Source organism: Dactylosporangium sp. CA-233914, assembly GCF_050942935.1.
Lineage (GTDB): Bacteria > Actinomycetota > Actinomycetes > Mycobacteriales > Micromonosporaceae > Dactylosporangium.
Window position 1 is genome coordinate 11067816 of the sequence record NZ_CP192030.1, and the last position, 23620, is coordinate 11091435.

At 72.4% G+C, this 23620-nt stretch carries 26 protein-coding genes; 13 read left to right on the forward strand and 13 right to left on the reverse strand.

Going from position 1 to position 23620, the window contains the following annotated elements:
* Positions 1–17: 17 nt before the first annotated feature.
* The 3 genes from ACQPY0_RS49210 to ACQPY0_RS49220 all read left to right on the forward strand — a co-directional run bounded on the left by ACQPY0_RS49210 (position 18) and on the right by ACQPY0_RS49220 (position 1608).
* Positions 18–758 carry a hypothetical protein gene (locus ACQPY0_RS49210; protein WP_432977520.1) on the forward strand — a complete coding sequence of 247 codons (741 nt, stop codon included), beginning with the start codon at positions 18–20 and terminating at the stop codon, positions 756–758.
* 57 nt (positions 759–815) lie between these two features.
* The gene (locus ACQPY0_RS49215; protein ID WP_432977523.1) at positions 816–998 is read left to right on the forward strand and encodes a hypothetical protein; all 183 of its coding nucleotides are present in this window, start codon (positions 816–818) and stop codon (positions 996–998) included.
* Between the two features lie 79 nt (positions 999–1077).
* A complete protein-coding gene (locus tag ACQPY0_RS49220) occupies positions 1078–1608 on the forward strand; it encodes a phospholipase (protein ID WP_432977526.1) in 531 nt (176 codons plus the stop codon).
* Between the two features lie 50 nt (positions 1609–1658).
* Here ACQPY0_RS49220 and ACQPY0_RS49225 read toward each other — a convergent pair whose 3' ends face one another.
* Together ACQPY0_RS49225 and ctaC are read right to left on the reverse strand one after the other, a co-directional pair.
* Positions 1659–2102, reverse strand: a complete 444-nt coding sequence (locus tag ACQPY0_RS49225) for a cytochrome c oxidase subunit 4 (RefSeq protein WP_432977529.1) — start codon at positions 2100–2102, stop codon at positions 1659–1661.
* Between the two features lie 13 nt (positions 2103–2115).
* On the reverse strand, positions 2116–2994 hold the full coding sequence (gene ctaC / locus ACQPY0_RS49230; protein ID WP_432977532.1) for an aa3-type cytochrome oxidase subunit II: 879 nt from the start codon (positions 2992–2994) through the stop codon (positions 2116–2118).
* A 147-nt stretch (positions 2995–3141) separates the two neighbouring features.
* On the opposite strand from ctaC, the gene ACQPY0_RS49235 reads away from it, so the two are divergent.
* Both ACQPY0_RS49235 and ACQPY0_RS49240 read left to right on the forward strand, forming a co-directional pair.
* On the forward strand, positions 3142–4224 hold the full coding sequence (locus ACQPY0_RS49235; protein ID WP_432977535.1) for a cysteine desulfurase family protein: 1083 nt from the start codon (positions 3142–3144) through the stop codon (positions 4222–4224).
* Between the two features lie 47 nt (positions 4225–4271).
* The gene (locus ACQPY0_RS49240; RefSeq protein ID WP_432995722.1) at positions 4272–4427 is read left to right on the forward strand and encodes a sulfurtransferase TusA family protein; all 156 of its coding nucleotides are present in this window, start codon (positions 4272–4274) and stop codon (positions 4425–4427) included.
* A 99-nt stretch (positions 4428–4526) separates the two neighbouring features.
* Here ACQPY0_RS49240 and ACQPY0_RS49245 read toward each other — a convergent pair whose 3' ends face one another.
* The 6 genes from ACQPY0_RS49245 to ACQPY0_RS49270 form a co-directional block, all read right to left on the reverse strand.
* Positions 4527–5027 (reverse strand): hypothetical protein, encoded by a 501-nt coding sequence (locus tag ACQPY0_RS49245; protein ID WP_432977538.1) that lies wholly within the window; start codon positions 5025–5027, stop codon positions 4527–4529.
* 572 nt (positions 5028–5599) lie between these two features.
* On the reverse strand, positions 5600–6025 hold the full coding sequence (locus tag ACQPY0_RS49250; RefSeq protein ID WP_432977541.1) for a DUF4395 domain-containing protein: 426 nt from the start codon (positions 6023–6025) through the stop codon (positions 5600–5602).
* Positions 6022–6420, reverse strand: coding sequence for a TlpA family protein disulfide reductase (locus tag ACQPY0_RS49255; RefSeq protein ID WP_432977544.1), 399 nt, complete (start codon positions 6418–6420; stop codon positions 6022–6024). Before ACQPY0_RS49255 ends, ACQPY0_RS49250 begins: the two co-directional genes overlap by 4 nt.
* A 44-nt stretch (positions 6421–6464) precedes the next feature.
* On the reverse strand, positions 6465–7445 hold the full coding sequence (locus tag ACQPY0_RS49260; protein ID WP_432977547.1) for a carbohydrate kinase family protein: 981 nt from the start codon (positions 7443–7445) through the stop codon (positions 6465–6467).
* 185 nt (positions 7446–7630) lie between these two features.
* On the reverse strand, positions 7631–7999 hold the full coding sequence (locus ACQPY0_RS49265) for a HesB/IscA family protein (RefSeq protein WP_432977550.1): 369 nt from the start codon (positions 7997–7999) through the stop codon (positions 7631–7633).
* Positions 8000–8093: 94 nt separating this feature from the next.
* Positions 8094–9212, reverse strand: coding sequence for a glycerate kinase family protein (locus ACQPY0_RS49270; protein ID WP_432977553.1), 1119 nt, complete (start codon positions 9210–9212; stop codon positions 8094–8096).
* Positions 9213–9280: 68 nt separating this feature from the next.
* Between ACQPY0_RS49270 and nadA the strand changes: the two genes are divergently transcribed.
* The 3 genes from nadA (at position 9281) to ACQPY0_RS49285 (ending at position 12678) form a co-directional block, all read left to right on the forward strand.
* The gene (gene nadA, locus ACQPY0_RS49275; RefSeq protein WP_432977556.1) at positions 9281–10444 is read left to right on the forward strand and encodes a quinolinate synthase NadA; all 1164 of its coding nucleotides are present in this window, start codon (positions 9281–9283) and stop codon (positions 10442–10444) included.
* 193 nt (positions 10445–10637) lie between these two features.
* Positions 10638–11981: a UDP-N-acetylglucosamine 1-carboxyvinyltransferase gene (murA, locus tag ACQPY0_RS49280; RefSeq protein WP_432977558.1), complete on the forward strand. Its 1344-nt coding sequence runs from the start codon at positions 10638–10640 to the stop codon at positions 11979–11981.
* A 76-nt stretch (positions 11982–12057) separates the two neighbouring features.
* Positions 12058–12678, forward strand: coding sequence for a DUF3043 domain-containing protein (locus tag ACQPY0_RS49285; protein ID WP_432977561.1), 621 nt, complete (start codon positions 12058–12060; stop codon positions 12676–12678).
* A 749-nt stretch (positions 12679–13427) separates the two neighbouring features.
* Here ACQPY0_RS49285 and ACQPY0_RS49290 read toward each other — a convergent pair.
* Positions 13428–13829: a hypothetical protein gene (locus ACQPY0_RS49290; RefSeq protein WP_432977564.1), complete on the reverse strand. Its 402-nt coding sequence runs from the start codon at positions 13827–13829 to the stop codon at positions 13428–13430.
* A gap of 163 nt (positions 13830–13992) precedes the next feature.
* Here ACQPY0_RS49290 and ACQPY0_RS49295 point away from each other — a divergent pair, with 163 nt between their 5' ends.
* Entirely contained in the window at positions 13993–15519 is a 1527-nt protein-coding gene (locus ACQPY0_RS49295; RefSeq protein ID WP_432977567.1) for a WG repeat-containing protein, read from the forward strand.
* A 25-nt stretch (positions 15520–15544) separates the two neighbouring features.
* Positions 15545–16543: an aldo/keto reductase family protein gene (locus ACQPY0_RS49300; RefSeq protein WP_432977570.1), complete on the forward strand. Its 999-nt coding sequence runs from the start codon at positions 15545–15547 to the stop codon at positions 16541–16543.
* A 3-nt stretch (positions 16544–16546) separates the two neighbouring features.
* Here ACQPY0_RS49300 and ACQPY0_RS49305 read toward each other — a convergent pair whose 3' ends face one another.
* Together ACQPY0_RS49305 and ACQPY0_RS49310 are read right to left on the reverse strand one after the other, a co-directional pair.
* Entirely contained in the window at positions 16547–17341 is a 795-nt protein-coding gene (locus ACQPY0_RS49305) for a site-2 protease family protein (RefSeq protein ID WP_432977573.1), read from the reverse strand.
* Position 17342: 1 nt separating this feature from the next.
* A complete protein-coding gene (locus ACQPY0_RS49310; protein ID WP_432977576.1) occupies positions 17343–17543 on the reverse strand; it encodes a hypothetical protein in 201 nt (66 codons plus the stop codon).
* A gap of 95 nt (positions 17544–17638) precedes the next feature.
* Here ACQPY0_RS49310 and ACQPY0_RS49315 point away from each other — a divergent pair, with 95 nt between their 5' ends.
* On the forward strand, positions 17639–19429 hold the full coding sequence (locus ACQPY0_RS49315) for a bifunctional adenosylcobinamide kinase/adenosylcobinamide-phosphate guanylyltransferase (RefSeq protein ID WP_432977579.1): 1791 nt from the start codon (positions 17639–17641) through the stop codon (positions 19427–19429).
* Positions 19417–20160: an adenosylcobinamide-GDP ribazoletransferase gene (cobS, locus tag ACQPY0_RS49320; RefSeq protein ID WP_432977582.1), complete on the forward strand. Its 744-nt coding sequence runs from the start codon at positions 19417–19419 to the stop codon at positions 20158–20160. The genes ACQPY0_RS49315 and cobS overlap by 13 nt, the downstream gene beginning before the upstream one ends.
* A gap of 15 nt (positions 20161–20175) precedes the next feature.
* Here cobS and gcvT read toward each other — a convergent pair whose 3' ends face one another.
* Positions 20176–21267, reverse strand: coding sequence for a glycine cleavage system aminomethyltransferase GcvT (gcvT, locus tag ACQPY0_RS49325; protein WP_432977585.1), 1092 nt, complete (start codon positions 21265–21267; stop codon positions 20176–20178).
* Between the two features lie 126 nt (positions 21268–21393).
* Here gcvT and ACQPY0_RS49330 point away from each other — a divergent pair, with 126 nt between their 5' ends.
* Positions 21394–22959: a leucyl aminopeptidase gene (locus ACQPY0_RS49330; RefSeq protein WP_432977588.1), complete on the forward strand. Its 1566-nt coding sequence runs from the start codon at positions 21394–21396 to the stop codon at positions 22957–22959.
* Positions 22960–23118: 159 nt separating this feature from the next.
* Here the strand turns inward: ACQPY0_RS49330 and ACQPY0_RS49335 are convergent, their stop codons facing one another.
* Positions 23119–23427 (reverse strand): hypothetical protein, encoded by a 309-nt coding sequence (locus ACQPY0_RS49335; protein ID WP_432977591.1) that lies wholly within the window; start codon positions 23425–23427, stop codon positions 23119–23121.
* Between the last annotated feature and the right edge of the window lie 193 nt (positions 23428–23620).

Sequence of the window (23620 nt, forward strand, 5' to 3'; positions counted from 1 at the left end):
TGCCCCGTTGGTTGGGCATGGCCGAACTGCCGCGCAGCAACCCGAAGAAGGCGATCCTCTCCGCCGTCGTGGCCGGGGCGCTGACGCTCGGCTTCGCCGGCATGATGGCGAAGTCGTGCGCGGCCCCGGCCAAGCAGCAGCCGGAGCCCGCCAACCCGGCCCTGGAGATGGTCGACTCGCTCGCCTCGCGGCTGGTGCTGGGGCTGGACAGCGACGCGACGCTGCAGTACGCGACCCCCTCCGGCGCGATCGTGACGGTCTCGCAGTCGGCGCCGCGGCGGGCGTACCGCAGCGCGGGCGTGACGTACATCTCGACCCCCGACGGCACGTACCTGTGCACCACCGGCCCGGCCCCGTCGCCGGCAAAGGGCCGCAAGCCCGTCACGCCCCCCGTGACGTGCCAGGAGGGGCCGGGGGCGGACACGATGTCCCCCACCGAGGCCAAGGCCATCAGCGTGGCGTTCGGGGGCGAGTTCATGGCCCCGGAGGCGGCGCTGGGGCGGCTCGCGACAATCGCGCAGGGCCAGGAGGTGCGCTCGGGGGCGTCCAAGCGCGGCGACGCGCAGTGCGTGTCGGTCACCGCGAGCGGGATCCGCACCGAGACCGCCTGCGTGAACCCGGCGGGGCTGCTGGCCTACTTCCAGGGCACGTCCGACGCCGGGAAGACGACCGAGCTGATTCTGCAGTACAGCACCCCGAGCGTGAGCGACGAGGCCTTCCAGCCGCCGTCCGCCGCCAAAGCTGCCGCCAAAAAGTGACCTGACACGCGGGGGCGGGTCCGGCACTGTGACGGGCGGCGATGCGACCGTGGCCGCATGGAGCTGCACTGCGACACCTGCGGCCGGACGCGGACCTTCCAACGGCCGCCCTGCACCGACCACCCCCGCGCGACCTGCCCGGACCGGGCCTGCACGGCCTGCGGCTCGGCGATCGTGGTGGCGCCGGTGATCCTGCTCATGGACCGGCGCCCGCGCGTGCTGCTACACCGAGCGGCCTGAACCTCCGTTCAGCTCCCGGCAAGGACCGCTTGGCGCGGGAATCCACCGTCTGCAATATAGACGCGGAACAATCCCGGCCATGAAGCTCCGCCGTCTCGCCGTTGCCCTTGCCGCCCTCCTGCTCGCCCTCGGCGCCGCCACCGACGCCCACGCCGCCGTGCCCGCCGACAAGCCGGCGATCATGTCTTCCTGGTCCCAGCCGACCGCGACCAGCTACAACGCCTGGAACAACGCCCGCCAGCACCAGTCGGCCTGGGCCGCGTACGGCTTCGACTGGACGACGGACTACTGCACGTCCAGCCCCGACCAGCCGCTCGGCTTCGACTTCCGGCTACCCTGCCAGCGCCACGACTTCGGCTACCGCAACTACAAGGCCGTCGGGGCGTTCCCGGCCAACAAGAGCCGGATCGACGACTCGTTCTACTTCGACCTCAAGGCCAAGTGCGCCACGTACAACGCGTTCGTGCGCCCGGCCTGCACGAGCCTCGCGTGGACGTACTACCAGGCCGTCTCGCTCTTCGGCAGCGTCCAGCTGTCCGACGCGGCCCTGGACAAGGCGGCGGACCTGCTCGCCAAGGGTCAGCGCGCCCAGGCCATGGCCGAGCGGTAGACCAAACGAAGAAGGGGGCCCACCCGGGGCCCCCTTCTTCCGTGCGTTGCTCAGTGCTCGGCGCCCCGCCGGGTGCCGGTGTAGTACTCGAACATCAGCCCGCAGGTGGCGACCAGCACCGAGATCAGGCCGACCGCGACGAGCCACCACTGGTCGAAGGCCAGGCCGAGGCTCGCGATCATCGCCGAGAGCGCCAGGCCGAACGGCCAGTAGCTGCCCGGGCTGAAGAAGCCCAGGTCACCCGCGCCGTCGGCGATCTCGGCGTCGGCGCGGTCCTCCGGACGCGGCTCGATGCGCCGCGAGATCAGCCACAGCGCGCCGCCGATCATGGTCAGCAGCAGGCCGGACAGGATGAGCGCGACGACACCGATCCACTCGACGCCCTGGTGACCGGTCTGCTCGGGCGAGGCCACGTTGGTCCACCAGCCGTAGAGCCCGGCCATGGCGAACAGGAACAACGCCAGCACGAAGAAGAGACGGTTCTCAGACTTCATCGCCGTTCGCCTCTCAGCTCGAGGACCGCTTGGTGCGGTCGGTTTCGAACGGGTGGGTCGTCGTCGCGTAACCGTTGTTCGGGAAGCCCAGCGACGCCAGCGCCTCCGGCGTGCTCTTGCCCGACGTGCGCAGGGACAGGTACTGCGAGTACTGCTCCGGGGTCACGACGCGCAGCTCGAAGTTCATCATCGAGTGATACGTCCCGCAGAGCTCCGCACAGCGCCCGACGTAGGCACCCTGGGCGTTGTCCTTGAGCCGGATCTCGAACTGGTTCTCCACGCCCGGGATGACGTCGCGCTTGAACAGGATGTCCGGCACCCAGAACGAGTGGATGACGTCCCGCGAGTTCTCCTTGAACCGGACGCTCTTGCCGGCCGGGAGCACCAGGACCGGGATGTAGTCGTCCGCGCCGACCGTGGTGATCGGCCGGCCGTCCGGGCCCTTGGTCTCGGGGTAGACGAACTGCCAGTTCCACTTCGAGGCGACCACCTCGACGGTGACGTCCGGGTTCTTGGAGAGCCGGTCCACGTCGGTCTGGATGACCGCGGTGTAGAAGAACAACACGGCGATGACCACGAACGGCGCCACCGAGTAGAGAATCTCGAACGGCATGTTGTAGCGCGTCTGCGGCGGCAGCTCGTCGCCCCGCTTCCGGTAGCGCACCACGCACCAGAAGATCAGACCCCAGACGAACACCCCGACGGCGAGCGCCGCGACGACCGACCCGATCCACAGGTCGTACATCCGGTCACCCTGCTCGGTGATGCCCTTGGGCCAGCCGAAGCCGCTGAACGTGTCCTCGACGGAGCAACCGGCGAGCAGGGTCGTCGCCCCGACGGCCGAGACGGCGAGCCCGATGGCGCGCGCGGGGCTCAAACCTCTTGAGACCACCTGCTCCTGCCTCCTTAGCAGCGCCGTGAAACCCCTTCTCGGGTAGCTTCTCACGGCAAGCCTCACCAACGCTGGCGAGCGTACTCGACCATGTGCGGTCCGCCCGGCTTGGGGTGGCCGTGTCCGGGTCGCGATACCGTTGCCCGGGTGGGCGTCTACTTGGACTCGGCTACCGCCGCTCCCCCGCATCCCGTTGCGTGGCAAGCATTCCAGGCCTCACTCGACGACGGCTGGGCCGACCCCGGCCGCCTGCACACCCCGGCCCGGCGGGCCCGGCGGCTGCTGGACGCCGCCCGCGAGACCGCGGCCGGGGTCCTCGGCGTCCGCCCTGACGAGCTGCACTTCACCGCTGGTGGCACCGACGCCGTGCGCCGCGCCGTGGCGGGGGTTCGCCGCTCCCGCGATCGGCGCGTCGTGGTGCACACGGCGGTCGAGCACTCCGCGGTCATCAAGGCCGCCGGCGACGACGCGGTCCCGGTCCCCGTCTCCCGCACCGGCGTGGTGGACCTCGGCGCGCTGGCATCCGCGGTGAGTTCCCCGGAAGTGGCCCTGGCGGCGGTCCAGAGCGCGAATCATGAGGTGGGAACCGTGCAGCCGGTCGCCGCGGCGGCCGAACTGTGCGCCGCGGCCGGGGTGCCGCTGCTGGTCGACGCCGCCCAGTCGATCGGCCGCGCGCCGCTGCCCACGGGCTGGTCGCTGCTGGCGGGCAGCGCCCGCAAGTGGGGCGGCCCGGCCGGCGTCGGCCTGCTCGCGGTCCGCAAGGGCACCCGGTGGGAGTCCCCCTGGGACGAGGGGGCGACGGACGTGCCCGCGGTGGTCGCGGCCGCCGCGGCGCTGCGGGCCGTCGCCGAGGAGGCGCAGCAGGAGTCCGTACGGCAACGTGCCCTCGTCGACGAGATCCGCCGCACGGTCGCCGCGACGGTCCCCGACGTCGAGGTGGTCGGCGAACCGGACGAGCGCCTGCCACACATCGTCACCTTCTCCTGCCTCTACGTCGACGGCGAGGTGCTGCTGCAGGCCCTGGACCGGGCCGGGTTCGCGGTCTCGTCGGGCTCGGCGTGCACGTCGGACACCCTCCGCCCGTCCCACGTCCTGGCCGCGATGGGCGTCCTCACCCACGGCAACGTGCGCGTCTCGCTCCACAGTGGAGTCTCCGCCGAGGACGTACGCTCGTTCCTGGCGGTGCTGCCAGAGCTGGTCACGTCCGCCCGCGCGGAGGCCGGCCTGTGACACTTGTCATCGACGCGCTGGGCAAGCGGTGCCCGCTGCCGGTCATCATGCTGGCCAAGCTGGCCGCCCAGCAGCCACCGGGCACCGAGATCGCGGTCCTGGCCGACGACCCGGCCGCCGCGGTCGACATCCCGGCCTGGTGCCGCATGCGCGACCACACGTTCGTCTCCACGGAGGGCGACCGCCACACGGTGCGTCTCTAGGCGGTCACGCTGGGAATTCTCGATCTTGAGGATTTTTCTGGGTGGGGTAGGGTGAGAGAAGCGGACGCGGCACCCAGCCACAAGCCCGTGTTCGCCCCGCTAGTCGATTACCTCGACCCGATTTCCCGCCATGAGCCGCCACTCCTGCGCCACCGACGGCCACACCTCACGCACCTCGACCAGGAACGTCCCCCTGGGCCAGGCGACGGGCAGGATCGGATACTGCCGGGGCCGAAGCGGCCGCGAGAACAGCCGGAACGCGACCAGGACCAGCGCGAGCGCGAACAGCACCGGGAAGGCGGCAGGCAGCACCGAGGCCGGCAGCACACCGAGCATCGCGCCCGCGACGAGGCCAACGAGCGCGACGATGTAGGCGGCCTCGACGTTCCAGAACACGCGGACGAGCCGCTCGAACCGCCGGAACTCGGCGGCCTGCGCCTCGGTGAGCGGGAGCCGGACCCGGCGGATGCGGACGAAGATCTCACGCCGCCCGCGCCCGAACACCCGGAGCGTGACCGGCACAGCCGCCGGATCGCCGTCGACAACCGAGCGCGACGGAACGGGCGGCTGCGCCTCGCGGACGTCCCATGCGACCTTCACGCGGCCATCATGGGCCCCCGGCCACGCTCCCGCAGCCCCGAACCACGCCACCGCCGGCCCCGCGACCGCAGTGGGGCACAGCGCTCCGCCCGGCCCCGCGGCCGCACGTCCGGCGCCGGGCGGAGCGCTGTGCTCCACGGTTCCGCCCCGGCAGCCCCGAAACTCCTCCAGGGCGGCCGGGGCCGGGGCTGCGCCGGTCGAAGGGGTCAACGGGGCCGGAACCTCGCTACCGCCCGCGTCGCGACCCGTCGGCCGCGCGTCGGCAGGGGTGCCGATTCGCGGGAGGCGGGCCCGCCGGCCGGGGCCGCGATCTCGATCCTGGGCGGCCATCGCGCTCGGAAAGGGCCCTATCCGGGTGGGGCCGTAGTTCCGCCGGCGGCGACGACGGGTTGCGTGTCGCACACGGGTGCAGTGGGCGCTGGCGACGGGCATGGGCGGCCGCGAGCTTGCGGTGCGCGGGCGGGCGGCCACGCTCGCGGACGGACTTACGGATCAAGCCATGTTCGGGGCGATGAGCATTGCTCACCAGCACACTCCGCAGTACGCCGGCGATCGTTCAACCAGCGGCGCGATCAGGAGGCTGGGGCGCGGGAGTTGCGGAGGCGGCGGATCAGCAGGTAGGCCTCGCAGCCCAGACACAGGCCGAAGAAGCCGTTCAGGAACGCTGCCACCAGGGCGAACGCCGCGAAGACCGCGCCCAGGACCGTGGCGCCGGCCAGGTAGGACGCCGCCGTCACCGCTGTGAAGGTCAGGCCCACCGCCTGGGCGAAACGGACCGGGGCCGGGTCCTCCCGCTCTGCCGGCGGGGTCAGGCGCGGGGCGATCAGGTAGCGGTAGAGCAGGGCATACGGGGTCAGGCGGGGGTTGACGGCGCCGATGGCGAAGATCACCGCCTGGGCCAGGGCCAGCCAGCCGCTGGACGTCAGCAGGATCGCCACCAGGACGATCGTCGTGAGCACCGCCGCGAAGCGGGGACCCCTCGGGTCCAGGCCGTTCATGCCGTCAGCACCTCCGTCACCGTCCGGTGCAGGGCCGAGCGGTCCGGCACGCCCACCGCCCGGCCGGCCACCCGGCCCGCGCGGTCGACGACCAGCAGCGTCGGCAGGCGCCAGATGTCCAGGCTCTTCACGGCGTCGATGTGCTCGTCGGCGTCGACCTCGACGTGGCGGACGCCGTCCAGGGATTCCGCCACGTCGGCGCAGACCGCGCGCACCTGGCGGCACGGGGCGCAGGTGGCCGACGTGAAGTGCAGGAGCGTCACCTTGCCGGCCGGCTCCGGCATCAGGCCGGGCGGCAGGTCGCCGGCCGCGGCGCGGAGGCGACCGTAGCGGGCCCGGTACAGCAGGCCGGCCACGGTCGCCGCGGCCAGGACCGCCAGGACAACGTACGTCACGGCGATCACGATACTCCGATTCCTATCAAGTCGATAGGGATAGTTCAGGCAGGCAGGTGGGCGCGGATCTCGTCGGCGGCCGTGTCGCCGTAGGTGTCGGCGAGGCGCTTGGTGAACTCGTCGCGCTGGATGGAGTACTCCTGCGGGCCGACCGTCTCCAGGACCAGCGCCGCGACCATCGAGCCGGTCTGAGCCGCCCGCTCCAGGCTCAGGCCCCAGGACAGGGCGGCGAAGAACCCCGAGCGGAAGCCGTCGCCGACGCCGGTCGGGTCGACCGTCTGGACGCCGCGGATGGCGGGGACCCGGATCTCGGCGTCGAGGGAGCGGCTGCGGATGAGCGCGCCGTCCTTGCCCAGCGTGGTGATGATGATGCCGACCTTGTCGAGCAGGACCTCGGTGGTCAGGCCGGTCTTCGACTCGAGCAGCTCCTTCTCGTACTCGTTCGTGAGCAGGTACGCCGCCCCGTCGACGAGCTTGGCGATCTCCGGGCCGGGCATGATGGCCAGCTGCTGGGAGATGTCCGCGGCGAACGGGATCCCCAGCTCGCGGCACTCCTCGGTGTGGCGGATCATGCCGACCGGGTCGTTGGCGCCGATGATCACCAGGTCGAGGCCGCCGGCGCGGCGCTGGACCGGGCCGAGCTCGATGTTGCGGGCCTCGGACATCGCGCCCGCGTAGAAGCTGGCGATCTGGTTCATGTCCTCGTCCGTGGTGCACACGAACCGGGCGGTGTGGGCGATCTCGGACACGTAGATCGAGTCGCAGTCGACGCCGTGGCGGGCCAGCCAGCTGCGGTAGTCGGCGAAGTCGGCGCCGACCGCCCCGACCAGGAGCGGGCGCAGGCCCAGCAGGCCCATGCCGAAGGCGATGTTGGCGGCGATCCCGCCGCGCCGGACCGTGAGGTCGTCGACGAGGAACGACAGCGACACCTTGTGCAACTGGTCGGCGAGCAGCTGCTCCGCGAAGCGGCCCGGGAAGTGCATCAGGTGGTCGGTCGCGATCGAGCCGGTGACGGCGATCTTCATGGAGAACCTCGATGGTCGGGCGGGCGGATGGTTTAGGAAAAGAGCCCCGACAGACTACCGTCAGGACGCCGAACGGCCGCCCACGTGCGACGTTGGGCGGCCGAGCGTCTGAAAATCTGGCAGAAAGGCCTGGAGCAGGCGCGGCGGAGAGGACCATCCGCAGAGGTCCGGTGGAGCGGAGGTTCTTAGTGGAACGAGTCGCCGCAGGCGCAGGAGCCCTGGGCGTTGGGGTTGTCGATGGTGAAGCCCTGGGCGTCGATGCGGTCGGCGAAGTCGATCGTCGCGCCGGTCAGGTAGGGCACGCTCATGCGGTCGACGACGACCTCGAAGCCGTCGTAGGTGCTGACCTTGTCCCCGTCGAGCGAGCGCTCGTCGAAGAAGAGCTGGTAGCGCAGGCCGGAGCAGCCGCCGGGCTGCACCGCGACGCGCAGGCGCAGGTCATCCCGGCCTTCCTGCTCGAGCAGGCCCTTCACCTTTACAGCGGCATCCGCCGTGAGGCCGATGCCGGCCGGGTTGTCCGTCTGAACGGGCTCGGCAAGCTGCGAAGCGGTCACGATCAAAGCTCCCTGCGGTGATGTCTACAGTTCCACCAGGTGCCAACACCGCGGCTCCCGGAGGCATTCCCAACCCATAGTGACACGATTTCTGCTACCGGCTCCACTGTCGGGCCAGCCGTTGTCCGAGTTCACGTAGCCCGTCGCCGGGGCGGGTGAGCGCCGTGGCGACGCTGCCGAAGTGCTCGACCAGGGAATGGGCCTCGGTCACGCCGATGGAGGCGGCCTCGCGGCGGCCCGCGTCGACCCGGCCGGCGAGCACCACGCAGGGCACGCCCAGGTCGCGTGCGGCGTTCGCCACACCCGCCACGACCTTCCCGCGCAGCGACTGCTCGTCGAAGGAGCCCTCGCCGGTCACGACCAGGGCGGCCCGGTCGAGCTCGTCGTCGAGGCGGGTGAGGCGGCGGACCAGGCCGATGCCGGACTCGACCCGGCCGCCGAGGGCCAGGACGGCGGCGCCGAGACCGCCGGCGGCGCCCGCGCCGGGGAGCTCGGCGAGGCCCGCCGGAGCGGTCGGAAGATCCTGCAGTACCGCCGCGAAACGGGTCAGCGCCCCGTCGAGGGTGAACACGTCCTCCCGGCTCGCGCCCTTCTGCGGGCCGTAGACGGCGCTGGCGCCGGACAGGCCCAGCAGCGGGTTGTCCACGTCGGTGGCGGCGACCAGGACGGCCTCACGCAGCCTCGGCACCCCGCCGAGGGACTCGCAGGCGGCCAGGGCCGCCCCGCCGTAGGGCAGCGCGTAGCCGGCGGCGGAAAGCGGCGCGGCGCCGAGCGCGGCGAGCAGGCCGGCCCCGCCGTCGTTGGTCGCGCTGCCGCCGAGGCCGACGACGATCTCCCGGGCGCCGGCCTCGACCGCGGCGAGGACCAGCGGGCCCAGGCCGAAGCTCGTGGTGTGGTTCGGGTCACGTTCGTGCTCCGCGAGCAGGTGCAGGCCGCAGGCCTGCGCGCTCTCGACGTACGCGGTCTCGCCGTCGAGCAGCACCTCGCCCTCGACCGGCCGGCCCAGCGGGTCCGTGGTGGGGACCGTCAGGCGCCGGGCGGCGGGCAACGCGGCGGCCAGGACGGCGACGAAGCCGGGGCCGCCGTCGGACAGCGGGCGCAGGACCAGCTCGTCGCCGGGCTTCTCGGCGAGCCAGCCCGCCGCGAAGGCCTCGGCCACGCCGGGGGCGGAGATCGTGCCGGCGAATTTGTCCGGGCACACGAGCACGCGCATCCGGTCATTGTCGCCGCCATCGCGCATGTCACAGTCCCGGGGGTGAAGTGCCGTGGGAAAATCGACGGGTGACCTGGGCTGAACCGTCGTCAACCGCCACCGCGCTGCTGCTGCTGGGCCGCGGCACCGACCCCGACGCCGAGAAGGGTGTCGAGTGCCCCGGCGACCTGCCCGCCCCGAGCGACCCGGACCTGGTCGAGCGGGCCCGCGCCGCCAAGGCCGCGCTCGGCGAGCGCGTCTTCGTGCTGGGCCACCACTACCAGCGCGACGAGGTGATCCAGTTCGCCGACGTGACCGGCGACTCCTTCAAGCTCGCGCGCGAGGCCGCCGCCCGGCCCGGCGCGCAGTACATCGTCTTCTGCGGCGTGCACTTCATGGCCGAGAGCGCCGACATCCTCACCTCCGACGCGCAGCAGGTCGTGCTGCCCGACCTCGCCGCCGGGTGCTCGATGGCCGACATGGCCGTCCTGTCGCAGGTCGAGAAGGCCTGGGAGCGTTTCGCCGCGATCGGCATCACCAGTGATGTGGTGCCGGTCACATACATGAACTCCTCCGCCGACATCAAGGGCTTCGTCGGGCGCAACGAGGGTGTGGTGTGCACCTCGTCCAACGCCGAGACCGCCCTGCGCTGGTCGTACGAGCAGGGCTCGAAGGTGTTCTTCCTGCCCGACCAGCACCTCGGGCGCAACACGGCGGTGCTCAAGCTGGGCTTCGAGCTGTCCGACTGCGTGCTGTACGACCCCCACAAGCCCGACGGCGGGCTCACCGACGAGCAGCTGCGCGCCGCGAAGATGATCCTCTGGCGCGGGCACTGCTCGGTGCACGGGCGCTTCACGCTCGACGCTGTGCAGGACGTGCGGGACCGGGTGCCGGGGGTCAACGTGCTCGTGCACCCCGAGTGCCGGCACGAGGTCGTGACGGCGGCGGATCACGTGGGCTCCACGGAGTACATCATCCGCATGATCGAGAATGCCCCGGCCGGCTCGGCGTGGGCGGTCGGCACCGAGCTCAACCTGGTCCGGCGCCTGGCGCTGGCGCATCCGGACAAGCAGATCACGTTCCTGGAGCGCAACGTCTGCTACTGCTCGACGATGAACCGCATCGACCTGCCGCACCTGGTGTGGGCGCTGGAGGAGCTCGTCGCCGGGCGCGTGCCGAACCAGATCACGGTCGAGCGGGACACGGCTCACTACGCGCGGGTGGCGCTGGACCGGATGCTGGCACTGCCGTAGCGCATATGACTTCATCACCCTGTGTGGTGATCGTTGTCGGAGTCCCGTCTTCGTGCCAGGGCTGACGTGCGGCCGACTTCTGCATGCAGTAGATGTGGATATGCTGCGCGGGCGACGCGGCGCGACTCCGCGCTTTTCGTCACGCTGCGTATCAGCGTCCTGCTTCTTCGTTCCTGCCTGCAGGAGGGGTTCCGTGACCAACTACGACGCCGGTGACGTCCTCACCGTGCACGGCGGCACGCCGCTCAAGGGTGAGCTCCGTGTGCGCGGTGCCAAGAACCTCGTCTCCAAGGCGATGGTGGCCGCGCTGCTCGGTGAGACCCCGAGCCGGCTCTACGACGTGCCCGCGATCCGCGACGTCGAGGTGGTCACCGGCCTGCTCGAGCTGCACGGGGTGAAGGTCAAGCGCGGGGAGCTCGAGGGCGAGCTCGTCTTCGACACCTCCGACGTCGAGTCGGCCAACGTCGACGAGATCAACGTCCACGCGGGCTCCAGCCGCATCCCGATCCTGTTCTGCGGCCCGCTGCTGCACCGCCTGGGCCACGCGTTCATCCCGGACCTGGGCGGCTGCAACATCGGCGGCCGGCCGATCGACTTCCACATCCAGGCCCTGCGCGAGTTCGGGGCGGTCGTGGACAAGTCCGAGAAGGGCATGGACATCACCGCGCCCGACGGGCTCAAGGGCGCCAAACTGCAGCTGCCGTACCCGTCCGTCGGCGCCACCGAGCAGATCCTGCTCACCGCCGTGCGGGCCGAGGGCGTCACCGAACTGCGCAACGCGGCCGTGGAGCCGGAGATCATCGACCTCATCTGCGTGCTGCAGAAGATGGGCGCGATCATCAAGGTCCACACCGACCGCGTGATCGAGATCCAGGGTGTGCCGCGCCTCACCGGCTACCGCCACCGCCCGATCCCGGACCGCATCGAGGCGGCGAGCTGGGCCGCGGCGGCGCTGGCGACCCGCGGCGACGTGTTCGTCAAGGGCGCGCGCCAGGCCGACATGATGACGTTCCTCAACCTGTACACGTCCGTCGGCGGCGCGTTCGAGATCGACGACACGCCCGGCGAGGGCGGCATCCGCTTCTGGCACCCGGGCGACGAGCTCAAGGCCGTGGCGATGGAGACCGACGTCCACCCCGGGTTCATGACCGACTGGCAGCAGCCGATGGTCGTGGCGCTCACGCAGGCCCGCGGCCTGTCGATCGTGCACGAGACGGTGTACGAGCGGCGGCTGGGCTACACCGCGGCGCTCAACCAGATGGGGGCGACCATCCAGACGTATCGCGAGTGCCTCGGCGGCACCCCCTGCCGCTTCGGGCGCCGCAACTTCATGCACTCGGCGGTCATCGCCGGGCCGTCGAAGCTGCACGCGGCGGACCTGGTCATCCCCGACCTGCGGGCCGGGTTCAGCCACCTCATCGCGGCGCTGGCGGCGGAGGGGACCTCCCGGGTGTACGGCGTGAAGCTCATCCAGCGCGGCTACGAGGACTTCGAGGGCAAGCTCAACGCGCTGGGCGCCCACGTCGAGCTGGGCTAGGTCGCTATCTGAGGGAATCCGGCTGAGAGGTAGCCGACGGTGCTGATCTTCGGCGGCGTCGGCTACCCTTCGTGGCGTGCCGTCGCTGTTTCGCCGTAAGTCAGAAGAGCCCGCCTCCTCGGTCGCGGTGACCGAGTCCGAGTCCGAGGTGTCCCAGAAGGGACACACGCCGAGCAAGCGCGACCTCGGTCAGAAGACCCCGAAGCGGGTCATCGCGGGGCGCCGGGTCCCCGAGCCGCCCGCCGCCAACCGGCGGGAGGCCGCCAAGCGCCTGCGCGAGAAACAGCGGCAGGAGCGCGTCGAGGCGCGTGAGGGCATGGCCAACGGCGACGAGCGCTACCTGCTCGCCCGGGACAAGGGCCCCGTCCGCAAGCTCGTGCGCGACATCGTCGACTCACGCCGGACCATCGGCACGTTCTTCTTCGGCACGACGTTCCTGGTGATGCTCGTCGGCTTCAACCGCAACCTCAACCCGCAGATCTACATCGCGGCCAACGCGCTGTTCTTCGTCATGCTCCTGGCCACCGTGGTCGACGGCATCCTGATTTCGCGCACCGTGAAGAAGCTGGTCAGGCAGCGCTTCCCGGACGCCAAGGATCGCATGGGATCGCTGTATCTCTACGCCGTGATGCGCTCGATCTCCTTCCGCTTCATCCGCAACCCGAAGCCGCAGGTCAAGATCGGCGAGGCCATCTGACCCCGCCGCTGGTCGGGTCACGAATCGAGCAGCGACGGTGGCGGTGGGAGGGCTCCAAGCCTTACCCTCCCTTCGCAACCCGACCACGATTTTCACCGGGTAGGCGTGTGGCGGGCGCCGGTGCATGATGGTGCCCGGAGTGCGGCGAGGAGAGCGGAAGCTGTGAGCGACGAGTACCCGGGAGAAGAGCCGGGAACCGCCGCGCCCACCTGGGCGGCCACGCCGACCGTGGGGTGGGGCCGGGTGCCGGAGCAGCGACGCGACGAGGCCGAGCAGTGGCGCGGCCAGCGCGGTCCGCAAGGCCCTGACCAGGGCGGATACGGCCAGCGCGGCTACGACGACCGCCCGTCGCGCGATCCCCGTGACCAACGGGATCCCCGTGACCAGCGAGGCCCGGGCGGATACGGCCAGCGTGGCTATGACGACCGCCCGTCGCACGACCCCCGTGACCAGCGGGATCCCCGTGACCAGCGGGGCCCGGGCGGTTACGACCCTTATGGGGGTTATGACCCCTACGCCGACCCGCGCGGGCGGGCGGGCGAGCCCGAGCAGGGCGGATACGGCCGGCCGGCGCCGGGCACGGCGTACGGGCGGCCGCGCAGCCGGGCGCTGGACGAGCCGACCGACGAGGTGCCGCGCGTACGCCGCGGCTCCCCCGCGCATCCCCGCGGACCGCAGGGCAACCCGCAGCAGCAGGGCGGCTCCCCCGCGCGGTCGTCCGGGCGGGCCAGCGTCGGCGGCAGCGGCGTCTACGGCACCCCGCGCAACGCCCCGGTCAGCGCCGCACCGGTCAGCTCAGCCCCGGTCAGCAGCGCGCCCACGAGCAACGCGCCCGTCAGCGGGGGCCCCACGCACGCCGCGCCACCGCAGAACGCTCCCGTCAGCAGCGCCCCGGCCAGCGGCGAAACCATGCACGGCGCGCCACCGCGCAACGCCCCCATCAGCAGCGCTCCGGCCAGCGGCGAAACCATGCACGGCGCGCCGCCACGGAACGCGCCCATCAGCAGCGCGCCCGCCAGTGGGGGCCCCATGCACGCCGCGCCACCGCAGAACGCTCCCGTCAGCAGCGCCCCGGCCAGCGGCGGACCCATGCACGCCCCGCCGCCACGGAACGCCCCCATCAGCAGCGCGCCCGCCAGTGGGGGCCCCATGCACGCCGCGCCACCCCGGAACGCGCCCGTCAGCAGCGCGCCGGTCAGTGGCGGGGCTCACACGCCGCGGCACGGTGGGCAGGATCACGACTCGGCCGGACAAACCGGGCGTAACGCGCCGAATGAGCCGACGACCTCCGGGACCGGCATCCGGGTCGAGTTCGTGGAGGTGACCGACGCCCCGCCGCCGGCCGTGGCCGCGCAGACGACGATGGGGTCGTACCAGTCGGGGCGGGTCACCGGGGCCGGGGTCGACGGGCTGCAGGCGACCGGGTATCTGCCGATCGTGCGGCCGGGTGCCGAGGGCTTCCCGCCGGAGCTGGCCGCCATCGCGCCGACCTCGCCGCCGGGGCCGCGGGCCGAGGCGCCGGGCGGGCCCGACCCGGAGCAGGTGCTCGCCTCGTTCGTGTGGCGCTTCGACCCCGACACGCTGCGGGAGCAGATCGAGGGCGACGAGGTGACGCAGCTCACCGACATCCGCGACCAGCTCACCGCCAAGCTCAACGGGGTCGCGGACAACCCGACCCGGGCGCGGCTGCTGAGCCTGCGGGCGGTCGTGTCGCGCATCCTCGGCGACCTGCCGAAGGCGTTCGCGGACGGCAAGCTCGCGCTCGCCCACGCCGAGGCCACCGGCGAGCTGCGGCGTATCGCGATCGCCCAGGCCCGCCTGGCGCACGTGCTGCAGTGGCGGGAGGAGTTCGAGGAGGCGGACCGGCTCTTCACGCTGGCCAACTCCTCGGAGCTGCCGGACCGGCTGCGGGCGACGATGCACCAACACGCGGGCAAGTGCGCGTACGACCAGGGCCGCTACATGGAGTCCTGCAACCATTTCGAGCGCGCCCTGGACCTGCGCAAGGAGGAGGACCCGGAGCTCATCGCGCAGACCGAGCTCGCGCTCGACGCGGTGTTCCGGCGGGTCGCGGAGAAGGGCTGGGGGCCGTACCCGCGCTCCCGCGACGAGATCCTGCAGATCCGCAAGGCTCCCTCCCCCGCGTTCGACGAGCAGACCCAGCGGTGGGGGTACATCCAGCCCGACGGCAACTTCGTCATCGGGCCCGGTTACCTCGACGTGCAGCCGTTCCGCGACGGCGTGGCCTGGGTCCAGCGGCAGGGCGCGCAGACCTGGGAGCTCATCGACGACGGCGGGGACGTGCTGATCGAGCCGTCGGCGGGGTACATCGGCGTCGGGAGCTTCTCCGACGGCATCGCGTGGGTCTCCCGCGACGGCACCACCCGGTGGATCGCGATCGACAAGAGCAACGCGGTGCTGATCTCGACCGGCTTCGACGACGTGCGGCCGTTCCGGCGCGGGGTGGCGGCGGTGCGCCGCGGCCACCACTGGGGTGCCGTCGACGGGGTCGGGCGGATCGTCGTGCAGTTCCAGTACGACGGGTTCGCCACGGCGCTGCTGGACGGCCGGTACATCGACGGGTTCAGCGACGAGGGGCTCGCCGTGGTGTCGCTGGACGGGCGCAAGGGGGTCGTGGACCGCTCCGGGCGGGTGCTGGTGCCGCCGGTACACCACACGATCATGATCCACCCGGTGGCGTTCCTGATCGTCGACGACGCCCAGCGCTGGGGCGCGCTCGACCGGCGCGGGCGCACGATCATCCAGGCCACGTTCGCCAGCCGGACCGGGGTCACCGACGAGATCGACCGGCTGCTGGCCGACACCCGACCGGTGATGTGACGCCGCGCCGACATAGGGTCGGCGCATGGAGTTTCGTCACCTCGGCCGCAGCGGGATGCTCGTCAGCGAGATCTCGTACGGCAACTGGATCACCCACGGCTCGCAGGTCGAGGCCGAGCAGGCCACCGCGTGCGTGCACGCCGCCCTCGACCTCGGTATCACGACCTTCGACACCGCCGACGTCTACGCCGGGACCCGCGCCGAGGTGGTGCTCGGCGACGCGCTGAAGGGCCAGAACCGTGACGGCCTGGAGATCTTCACCAAGGTCTTCTGGCGCACCGGGCCCGGCCGCAACGACAGCGGCCTGTCGCGCAAGCACATCATGAAGTCGATCGACGGGTCGCTGCGCCGGCTGCAGACCGACCACGTCGACCTGTACCAGGCCCACCGGTACGACCACAACACCCCGCTCGAGGAGACCATGGAGGCCTTCGCGGACGTGGTGCGGGCCGGCAAGGCGCACTACATCGGCGTGTCGGAGTGGCGCGCCGAGGAGATCCGGGCCGCGGCGGCGCTGGCCAAGGAGCTCAAGATCCAGCTGGTGTCGAACCAGCCGCAGTACTCGGCGCTGTACCGGGTGATCGAGGCCGAGGTCGTCCCGGTATCCGAGGAGCTCGGCATCGGGCAGGTGGTGTGGTCGCCGCTGGCGCAGGGGGTGCTCACCGGCAAGTACAAGCCGGGGCAGCCGCCGCCGGCGGGCTCCCGCGCGACCGACGAGAAGTCCGGCAAGGACTTCATCGCCCGGCTGCTGCGCGACGACGTGCTGCAGGCCGTGCAGCAGCTGCGCCCGCTGGCCGAGCAGGCCGGCCTGACGATGGCGCAGCTCGGGGTGGCCTGGGTGCTGCAGAACCCGAACGTGTCGACGGCGATCGTCGGCGCCACCCGCCCGGAGCAGCTCGAGGACAACGTCAAGGCGTCCGGGGTCAAGCTCGACGCGGAGCTGCTCAAGCGGATCGACGAGGTGCTGGAGCCGGTGGTGCAGCGGGACCCCGCGCTCACGCGGAGCCCCGCCGAGCGTCCCTGAGCCTCAGCGGTTCCAGAACCGGAAGAGCTCGTAGCCGACGGCGGCCTGGTAGGACGGCAGTCCGATCAGGTCGCCGATCCAGTACACGACGTTGAAGAACCACGCGTTGATCCGCGGCGACCACAGCAGCGCGATGAGGATCAGCATGCCGTAGGGCGCCATGTGGTTGAACCCGCGCTGCCACTGCGGCGACAGCCACGGGTAGAGCAGGTTTCCGCCGTCGACGCCCGGCATCGGCACGAAGTTGAGCACGCTGGCCGTCAGCTGCAGGAACGCCAGGAACGCCAGCCCCGCGAAGAACGTCTCGTGCTCGCCGCCGGCGTCCAGGCCGAGGCCGAACGGCAGCACCAGCAGGACCGCCATCACCAGGTTGGCGGCGGGGCCGGCGAAGCTGATGAGGCTGTCGACGAACCGGCTGCGGATGGCGGCGTGGTTGACCCAGACCGCGCCGCCGGGCAGGCCGATGCCGCCGAGGAGCACGAAGACCAGCGGCAGCACGATCGACAGCAGGGGGTGGGTGTACTTGAGCGGGTTGAGCGTCAGGTAGCCGCGGTGGGCCACGTCGTCGTCGCCGCCCTTGTACGCGACCAGGGCGTGCGAGTATTCATGGAGGCAGAGCGAGATCGTCCAGCCCGCGGCGACGAACAGGAAGACGTTGAAGCGCGCGTCGCCGAGGTCGGCCCAGGCCATGTAGCCGCTGACGGCCAGCAGGGCGAGGAGTCCGAGGAAGAGCGCGCTGGGGCGGAACGCCTCCCTGGGCAGCCGGCCGACCCGGCTGCCGTAACGCCCGTAGGACACCTCAACCCCCCGCCGGCAGGAGGCTCATCTTGTACTCCGTGCGGTCGTCCTCGGTGAGTACAGCCGTCGCCGCGCCCTTGGCCACCAGCTCGCGCCAGGTCTGACCGAGCCACGACTCCGCGTCGGACTGGCTGGAAAACGCCTCGTTCGGGCCATCGACGGACCTGCCCTCAGCGTCTTCGAACTGCCACGTCCACGCCATGGTCACACTCCTGTCCCAGGTAGAAGACTTCGAGCGTATCGGCCCCGTAACCCTGAGCCGAGTCCGGCCACCCGTGTCCCTCTAAAGTACGGGGCATGCGGTTGCTGGTGCTCGGAGGAATCCGGTCCGGAAAGTCGGAAGTGGCGGAGGCGCTCGTCGCCGGGGCCGGCGCGGTGCGATACGTCGCGACCGCGCAAACGAGCACGTCGGACGACGTATGGACGGCACGGATCGCCGCGCACCGCGACCGCCGGCCGCAGTCGTGGACGACCGAGGAGGTCGGCGGCTCGCCGGAGCGCCTCGCCGAGTTGCTGACGGCGGCCAAGGCCGAGGACACGATCCTCGTCGACGACCTCGGCAACTGGCTCACCGCCGTCTTCGACGGCGCCCGGCGGTGGTCGGACCCGGCCGCCGCCGACGCGCCGATCGCCGCGCTCGCCGACGCGGTGCGCTCCTGCGACGCGGGGCTGCTGGTGCTGGTGGGCCCGGAGACGGGGCTGGGGGTGCTGCCGGCCACCGAGACGGGCCGCGCCTTCGCCGACGCCAACGGGCTGCTCAACCAGCGCGTGGCCGCCGCGTGCGACGGGGTCGCCCTGGTGGTGGCCGGCGAGGTGTCCTGGCTGCGCGGCGGCGAGCTGGTCGGGCACGCCGGCGTCCGCGACGCCGCCGCGGCCACGCCGGCCGCCGCGGCCACGCCGGCCGCGGTGGTGCAGCCGGCGGCGCCCGCCGAGCCGTTCGTGTTCGAGGCGGCGGGTGCGGGTTCAGTACTGTCCACCGCCGACGGCGGCGACACGCTCTCGTTCTCCCCGGGCATGGAGCTGCCCCTGCCCGACGAGTCCACGGCCCAGGAGGCGGCCGAGCGGCTGCTCACGCTGCGGCTCAACGGGGCCGGGCTGGGCGGGCTGGTGCCGGTCGTGCGCTTCGCCGGCGGCGTGCAGGGCCGGGCCGACCCGCGGCCGTTCCAGCAGCCCCGGGTGCTGGTGCTGCGCGGGGACCGCGGCGGGGGCTTCGGGGCCGGCGACTCCGCCGAGGCCGCCGACCGGCGCCTCGACGAGATCGTCGAGGGCACCGGCACGCTCGCCATTCTCGCCGCCGGCGTCGGCGCCACCGTCCAGGCCATCGACTGCCCGGCCGGAGGCCCGGCCGAACTGCACGACGCGCTGGAGGACTCGGCCGTGGACGCCGCGCTGACGCTGGGCTGGCGCCTGGCCGACGCGGCCGCCAACGAGGGCGTCGACCTGCTGGTCCTGGCCTCGGTCGGGGCCGGCGCCGACGCCGCGGCCGCCGCGGTCGTGGCGGTGCTCACCGGCGCCGAGCCGGCCGCCCTGCTGGGCCGGGTCGTGGACGCCTCCGGCTTCGTCGACGACGCCGCCTGGATGCGCAAGATCGCGGCGATCCGGGACGCCCGCACCCGCATCCGCGCGCGCAGCCGCGAGCCCCACGTCATGCTCTCCATGCTCGGCGGCGGCGACATCGCGGTCGCCACCGGCGTCCTGCTCGGCGCCTCCGCCCGCCGCCTGCCGGTCATGATCGACGGGCCGGTCGGCATCGCGGCGGGCATGGTCGCCCGCGACTACGGCGCGCAGACGCGGCACTGGCTGCTCATGCCCGACCACGGCGACAACCCGACCGTGAAGCTCGCCGCGGACGTGCTCGGGGCCAACCCGTTCCTGTCGCTGCGCCTCGGCCTCGGCGAGGGCGCGGCCGCCCTGACGGCGCTGCCGATGATCAACACCGCGCTCACGATCGCGGCCGCCACGCCCCCGCGAGACCCGGCCGAACCGGCCGGGGACGAGCCGGAGCAGATCGAGGCGGAGATCCAGCGGGTGGTCGCGGACTCCCCCACGGCCGAGATGCCGTACGTGAAACCCTCGTGGGAGGACTGAGGCTCGCGCTGAGCCTGTTCACGATCGCGCCGGTGCGCGCGGATCGGGTGGATCGGCCGGCCGTACGGGTCGCGATGCTCCTGGCGCCGCTGGCCGGGGCGCTGCTGGGGCTCGTGCTCGGCGTGGCCGCCGGTGGGCTGGTGCGGCTGGGCGCGGCGCCGCTGCTGGGCGGGGCCGTGCTGGTGGCCCTGTCGCTGCTGCTGACCCGCGGCCTGCACGTGGACGGGCTGGCCGACACCGCGGACGGCCTGGGATCCTACGCCGATGCCGGCAAGGCCCTCGAGATCATGAAGAAATCGGACATCGGGCCGTTCGGCGTGGCCGCGATCGCGGCGGTCCTGCTGATCGACGCCGCGGCCGCCACCGCCCTGCTCGGCCGGTCCTTCTGGGCGGGCGCGGGCGCGGTCTGCGCGGCGTTCGCGGCGGGGCGGCTGGGTGCGACGGTGGCGTGCCGGCGGGGGCTTTCGGCGGCGCGCCCCTCGGGGCTCGGGGCGATGGTCGCCGCGACGGTGCCGGTGTGGGCGCTGGCGGCAGTGACGATCGTCACGGCCGCGCTCGCGGCCCTGGCCGACCCGTGGCGGGGCCCGGCGGCGGTGCTGCTGGCGGCGGGCGTGTCCTGGGGCCTCACGGCCCACGCCCGCCGGCGGCTCGGCGGGCTCACCGGAGACGTGATCGGGGCCGCCGTCGAGCTGTCGACGGCGGCCGCGCTGATCACGCTCGCGACGGGCTGACCCGCGGATCCGGCCTCAGCGGACCGACGACTTCACGAACGGCGGCTTCACCACGCGCACGGCGGAGCGGCGGCCCCGCACGTCCAGGGAGACCTCGTCGCCCTCCTGCACGCCCGAGGACGTGTCGATGAGGGCCAGGGCGATGCCCACCTTGCGGGTCGGGGAGAACGTGCCGCTCGTCACCTCGCCGATCGGCGTGTCGCCCGACAGGACCGTCATGTGGGCGCGCGGGATGCCGCGGTCGAGCGCCTCCAGGCCCCACAGCGTCCGGCGCGGGCCCGCAGCCTTCTCGGCCAGCAGCGCCGCGCGGCCCCAGAAGGCCGGCTTGTTCCAGCCCACGGCCCAGCCCGAGCGGGCCTGCACCGGGGTGATGTCCAGGGAGAGATCCTGGCCGTGCAGCGGGTAACCCATCTCGGTGCGCAGCGTGTCGCGGGCGGCCAGGCCGCACGGGCGGGCGCCGGCCTCGACGATCGCGTCCCACAGGGTGTGGGCGTCGTGCGACGGCACGACCAGCTCGTATCCGTGCTCGCCGGTGTAGCCGGTCCGGCAGACCACGACGTCCGTGCCGGCGTAGGCGGAGACGGTGAAGCTCATGTAGTCGTGGCCGGTGGGCAGGCCGAGGGCGGTGAGGACCTCCGGGGAGCGGGGGCCCTGCACGGCGAGGACGGCGAACAGCTCGTGCTGCTCGACGATGCCGATGCCGGCCGGGGCTGCGGCGCTCAGGCGGCGGACCACCTCGGCGGTGTTGGCCGCGTTGGGGATGAGGAACACGTCGTCGTCGCCGAACCGGTACGCGATGAGGTCGTCCACCACGCCCCCGTTCTCGTCCAGGCAGAGCGTGTATTGCGCCTGGCCGGCGGCGATGCGGTCGAGGTCGTTGGACAGGCAGGCGTTGACGAACGCGGCCGCGCCACGCCCCCGGACCCGGGCCTTGCCCAGGTGCGACACGTCGAACACGCCCACGTCCCCGCGGACAGCCGCGTGCTCCTTGAGCACGCCGCCGCCGGCGTATTCCAGGGGCATCTCCCAGCCGCCGAACGCCGCGAACTTGGCACCGAGGGCCGCATGACGGTGATACAACGCGGGGTGCCGCAAGGGTTGCGTCATGCCCGCAACCTATCGCGTTGGTTATCGTGTCCTGCACCCGATTCGGCGGCATGCTGAAGCTGCGGCAACATCGCAGTGACATCGTCGCCCGCCTCAGCGCAGAGAACAACAGGATGTGGAGCACCAGTGACCTCCCTGACCCTGGTCGACACCGACCCAGCCGCGCTCGCCGCCGACGCCGTCGTGATCGGCGTCTTCGCCGACGAGAGTGGTGACGCCAAGCTGCGGCTCGCCCCCGGCTCCGAGACCGTCGCGGCGGCGTTCAGCGACCGGCCGGGGGGCGGGCTCGCCGAGACCCTCCGGGTGCTCGGGGCCACGGGCGCGCTCGGCGAGGTGACCAAGCTCGCCGCCTTCGGCGCGGTGAGCGCCCCGCTCGTGGTGGCCGTCGGGCTCGGCACACCCGTCGCGGGTGACGCGGGCCGGGCACCCACGCCCGAGTCGCTGCGCCGGGCGGCCGGGGCGGCCACGCGGGCCCTGGCCGGGTCCGCCTCGGTCGCGCTCGTCCTGCCGCTGGCCGACGCCGACGAGCCCGGCGCCCTGGCGCTGAGCGCGGGCGTGCGGGCGGTCGCCGAGGGGGCGCTGCTGGGGGCGTACCGGTTCGCGGGGTACAAGTCCAAGCCCGCCGCCGGCCGCCGGGAGCCGGTGCGCAAGGTGCTGGTGCACGTCCCCGACGCCGGGGCGCGGGCGGCGAAGGCCGCGCTCAAGCGCTCCGGGGTGCTCGGCGCCGTGGTGGCCCGCACCCGCGACTGGATCAACACCGCGCCCAACGAGCTGCGGCCGCCGCAGTTCGCCGAGCAGGTCGCGGCGGCGGCCCGCGAGGTGTCGCTGGACGTGTCCGTGCTCGACGAGAAGGCGCTGGCCCGGCAGGGCTACGGCGGCATCCTCGCCGTCGGCCTCGGCTCGGCGGCCGCGCCGCGCCTGGTTCGGCTCGCCTACTCCCCCGCCGGGGCCACGCGCCGCATCGCGCTCGTCGGCAAGGGCATCACCTTCGACACCGGCGGCGTGTCGATCAAGCCCAACGCCGGCATGTGGGAGATGAAGTCGGACATGTCCGGCGCCGCCGCGGTGGTCGCCACCATGCTCGCGATCGCGCAGCTCAAGCCGAAGGTCGCCGTGGTGGCCTACGCGCCGATGGCCGAGAACATGGTCTCCGGCAGCGCGTACCGGCCGGGCGACGTCGTGAAGATGTACAACGGCGCCCAGGTCGAGGTCCTCAACACCGACGCCGAGGGGCGCATGATCCTCGGCGACGCGATCGCGCGGGCCTGCGAGGACGAGCCGGACTACCTCTTCGAGGTCTCCACCCTCACCGGCGGGCAGGTGATCGCGCTGGGCAAGCGCATCTCGGGCGTGATGGGCACGCCGGAGCTGTGCGAGCGGGTCCGCGACGCGGGTGAGCGGGCCGGGGAGCCGGCCTGGCCGATGCCGCTGCCCGAGGACGTGCGCAAGGGCATGGACTCCGACGTGGCGGATATCTCACAGGTCAACGCGGGCATGGACCGGGCCGGGCACATGCTGCAGGGCGGCGTGTTCCTGTCCGAGTTCGTCACCGAGGGCGTCCAGTGGGCCCACATCGACATCGCCGGCCCCAGCTACCACGCCGGCGAGCCCTTCGGCTACTGGTCCAAGGGCGGCACCGGCGTCCCGGTCCGCACGCTGGTAGAGCTGGTAGAGGAGATCGCCGCCGAGTAGTCCCGGCGGAGTGGGCCGGCCGGACCCCGACCACGACGGCCAGAGCCCGACCACGACGCACCCGGCCCCCTGACGACCACCGCAACCAGAGTGTGTCAGGGGGTGTGGGTGGGCGGAGCCCCCCACTGGGGAGGGAGCGAAGCGACCGCGAAATACAGCTCAGCTCTTCTTGTTCCGGGCGTTGTAGTCGCGCCAGCGCTGCGGATAGCCGACCAGCGCGATGTCGTAGACGGGCATGCTCAGGCGGTGCGCGAACTGGCGTGCCGCCTGGGGGCTCTCCATCCGCCGCCGCGTCCACTCCCCGTCGTGCGCGATGAGGAGCAGTGTCGTCTCCGTCACGGTCGTGCGGGGCTCGATGAAGCCCTCCACGCCGCGCCGGGTGCGCACGAACTCCTCCAGGTAAGCCAGGTCTTCGCGGCTGGCGCTGCGCCCGCCCGCGGCCGGCTTCCGTCGGCGGAACCAAGCCACGACCGCTCCCCTCCTCGTCGAGTCCGTGCACGGTTCGAGCACAGGGTACGACGCCCGGGCGCGCCATATGACCCCGTGCAAGGGCACCTACCGTCGCAGGCGAGCAGCACAAGTGACAAGATGGCCAAGGATCGGAAGGTCGAACCTGTGGGGTCCGGCCTCCCGGTCATGCGAAGGGCGAACCCCGCATTCG

Coding starts and splice junctions, on each gene's coding strand:
- ACQPY0_RS49215 (WP_432977523.1), top strand. CDS start 816: ATGGAGCTGCACTGCGACACCTGCGGCCGGACGCGGACCTTCCAACGG.
- ACQPY0_RS49250 (WP_432977541.1), bottom strand. CDS start 6,025: ATGAACGGCCTGGACCCGAGGGGTCCCCGCTTCGCGGCGGTGCTCACG.
- ACQPY0_RS49290 (WP_432977564.1), bottom strand. CDS start 13,829: ATGGGGCCCCCACTGGCGGGCGCGCTGCTGATGGGGGCGTTCCGTGGC.
- ACQPY0_RS49220 (WP_432977526.1), top strand. CDS start 1,078: ATGAAGCTCCGCCGTCTCGCCGTTGCCCTTGCCGCCCTCCTGCTCGCC.
- gcvT (WP_432977585.1), bottom strand. CDS start 21,267: ATGACGCAACCCTTGCGGCACCCCGCGTTGTATCACCGTCATGCGGCC.
- ACQPY0_RS49225 (WP_432977529.1), bottom strand. CDS start 2,102: ATGAAGTCTGAGAACCGTCTCTTCTTCGTGCTGGCGTTGTTCCTGTTC.
- ACQPY0_RS49300 (WP_432977570.1), top strand. CDS start 15,545: ATGGAGTTTCGTCACCTCGGCCGCAGCGGGATGCTCGTCAGCGAGATC.
- ACQPY0_RS49240 (WP_432995722.1), top strand. CDS start 4,272: ATGCTGGCCAAGCTGGCCGCCCAGCAGCCACCGGGCACCGAGATCGCG.
- ACQPY0_RS49210 (WP_432977520.1), top strand. CDS start 18: ATGGCCGAACTGCCGCGCAGCAACCCGAAGAAGGCGATCCTCTCCGCC.
- ACQPY0_RS49260 (WP_432977547.1), bottom strand. CDS start 7,445: ATGAAGATCGCCGTCACCGGCTCGATCGCGACCGACCACCTGATGCAC.
- ACQPY0_RS49310 (WP_432977576.1), bottom strand. CDS start 17,543: ATGGCGTGGACGTGGCAGTTCGAAGACGCTGAGGGCAGGTCCGTCGAT.
- ACQPY0_RS49270 (WP_432977553.1), bottom strand. CDS start 9,212: ATGCGCGTGCTCGTGTGCCCGGACAAATTCGCCGGCACGATCTCCGCC.
- ACQPY0_RS49315 (WP_432977579.1), top strand. CDS start 17,639: ATGCGGTTGCTGGTGCTCGGAGGAATCCGGTCCGGAAAGTCGGAAGTG.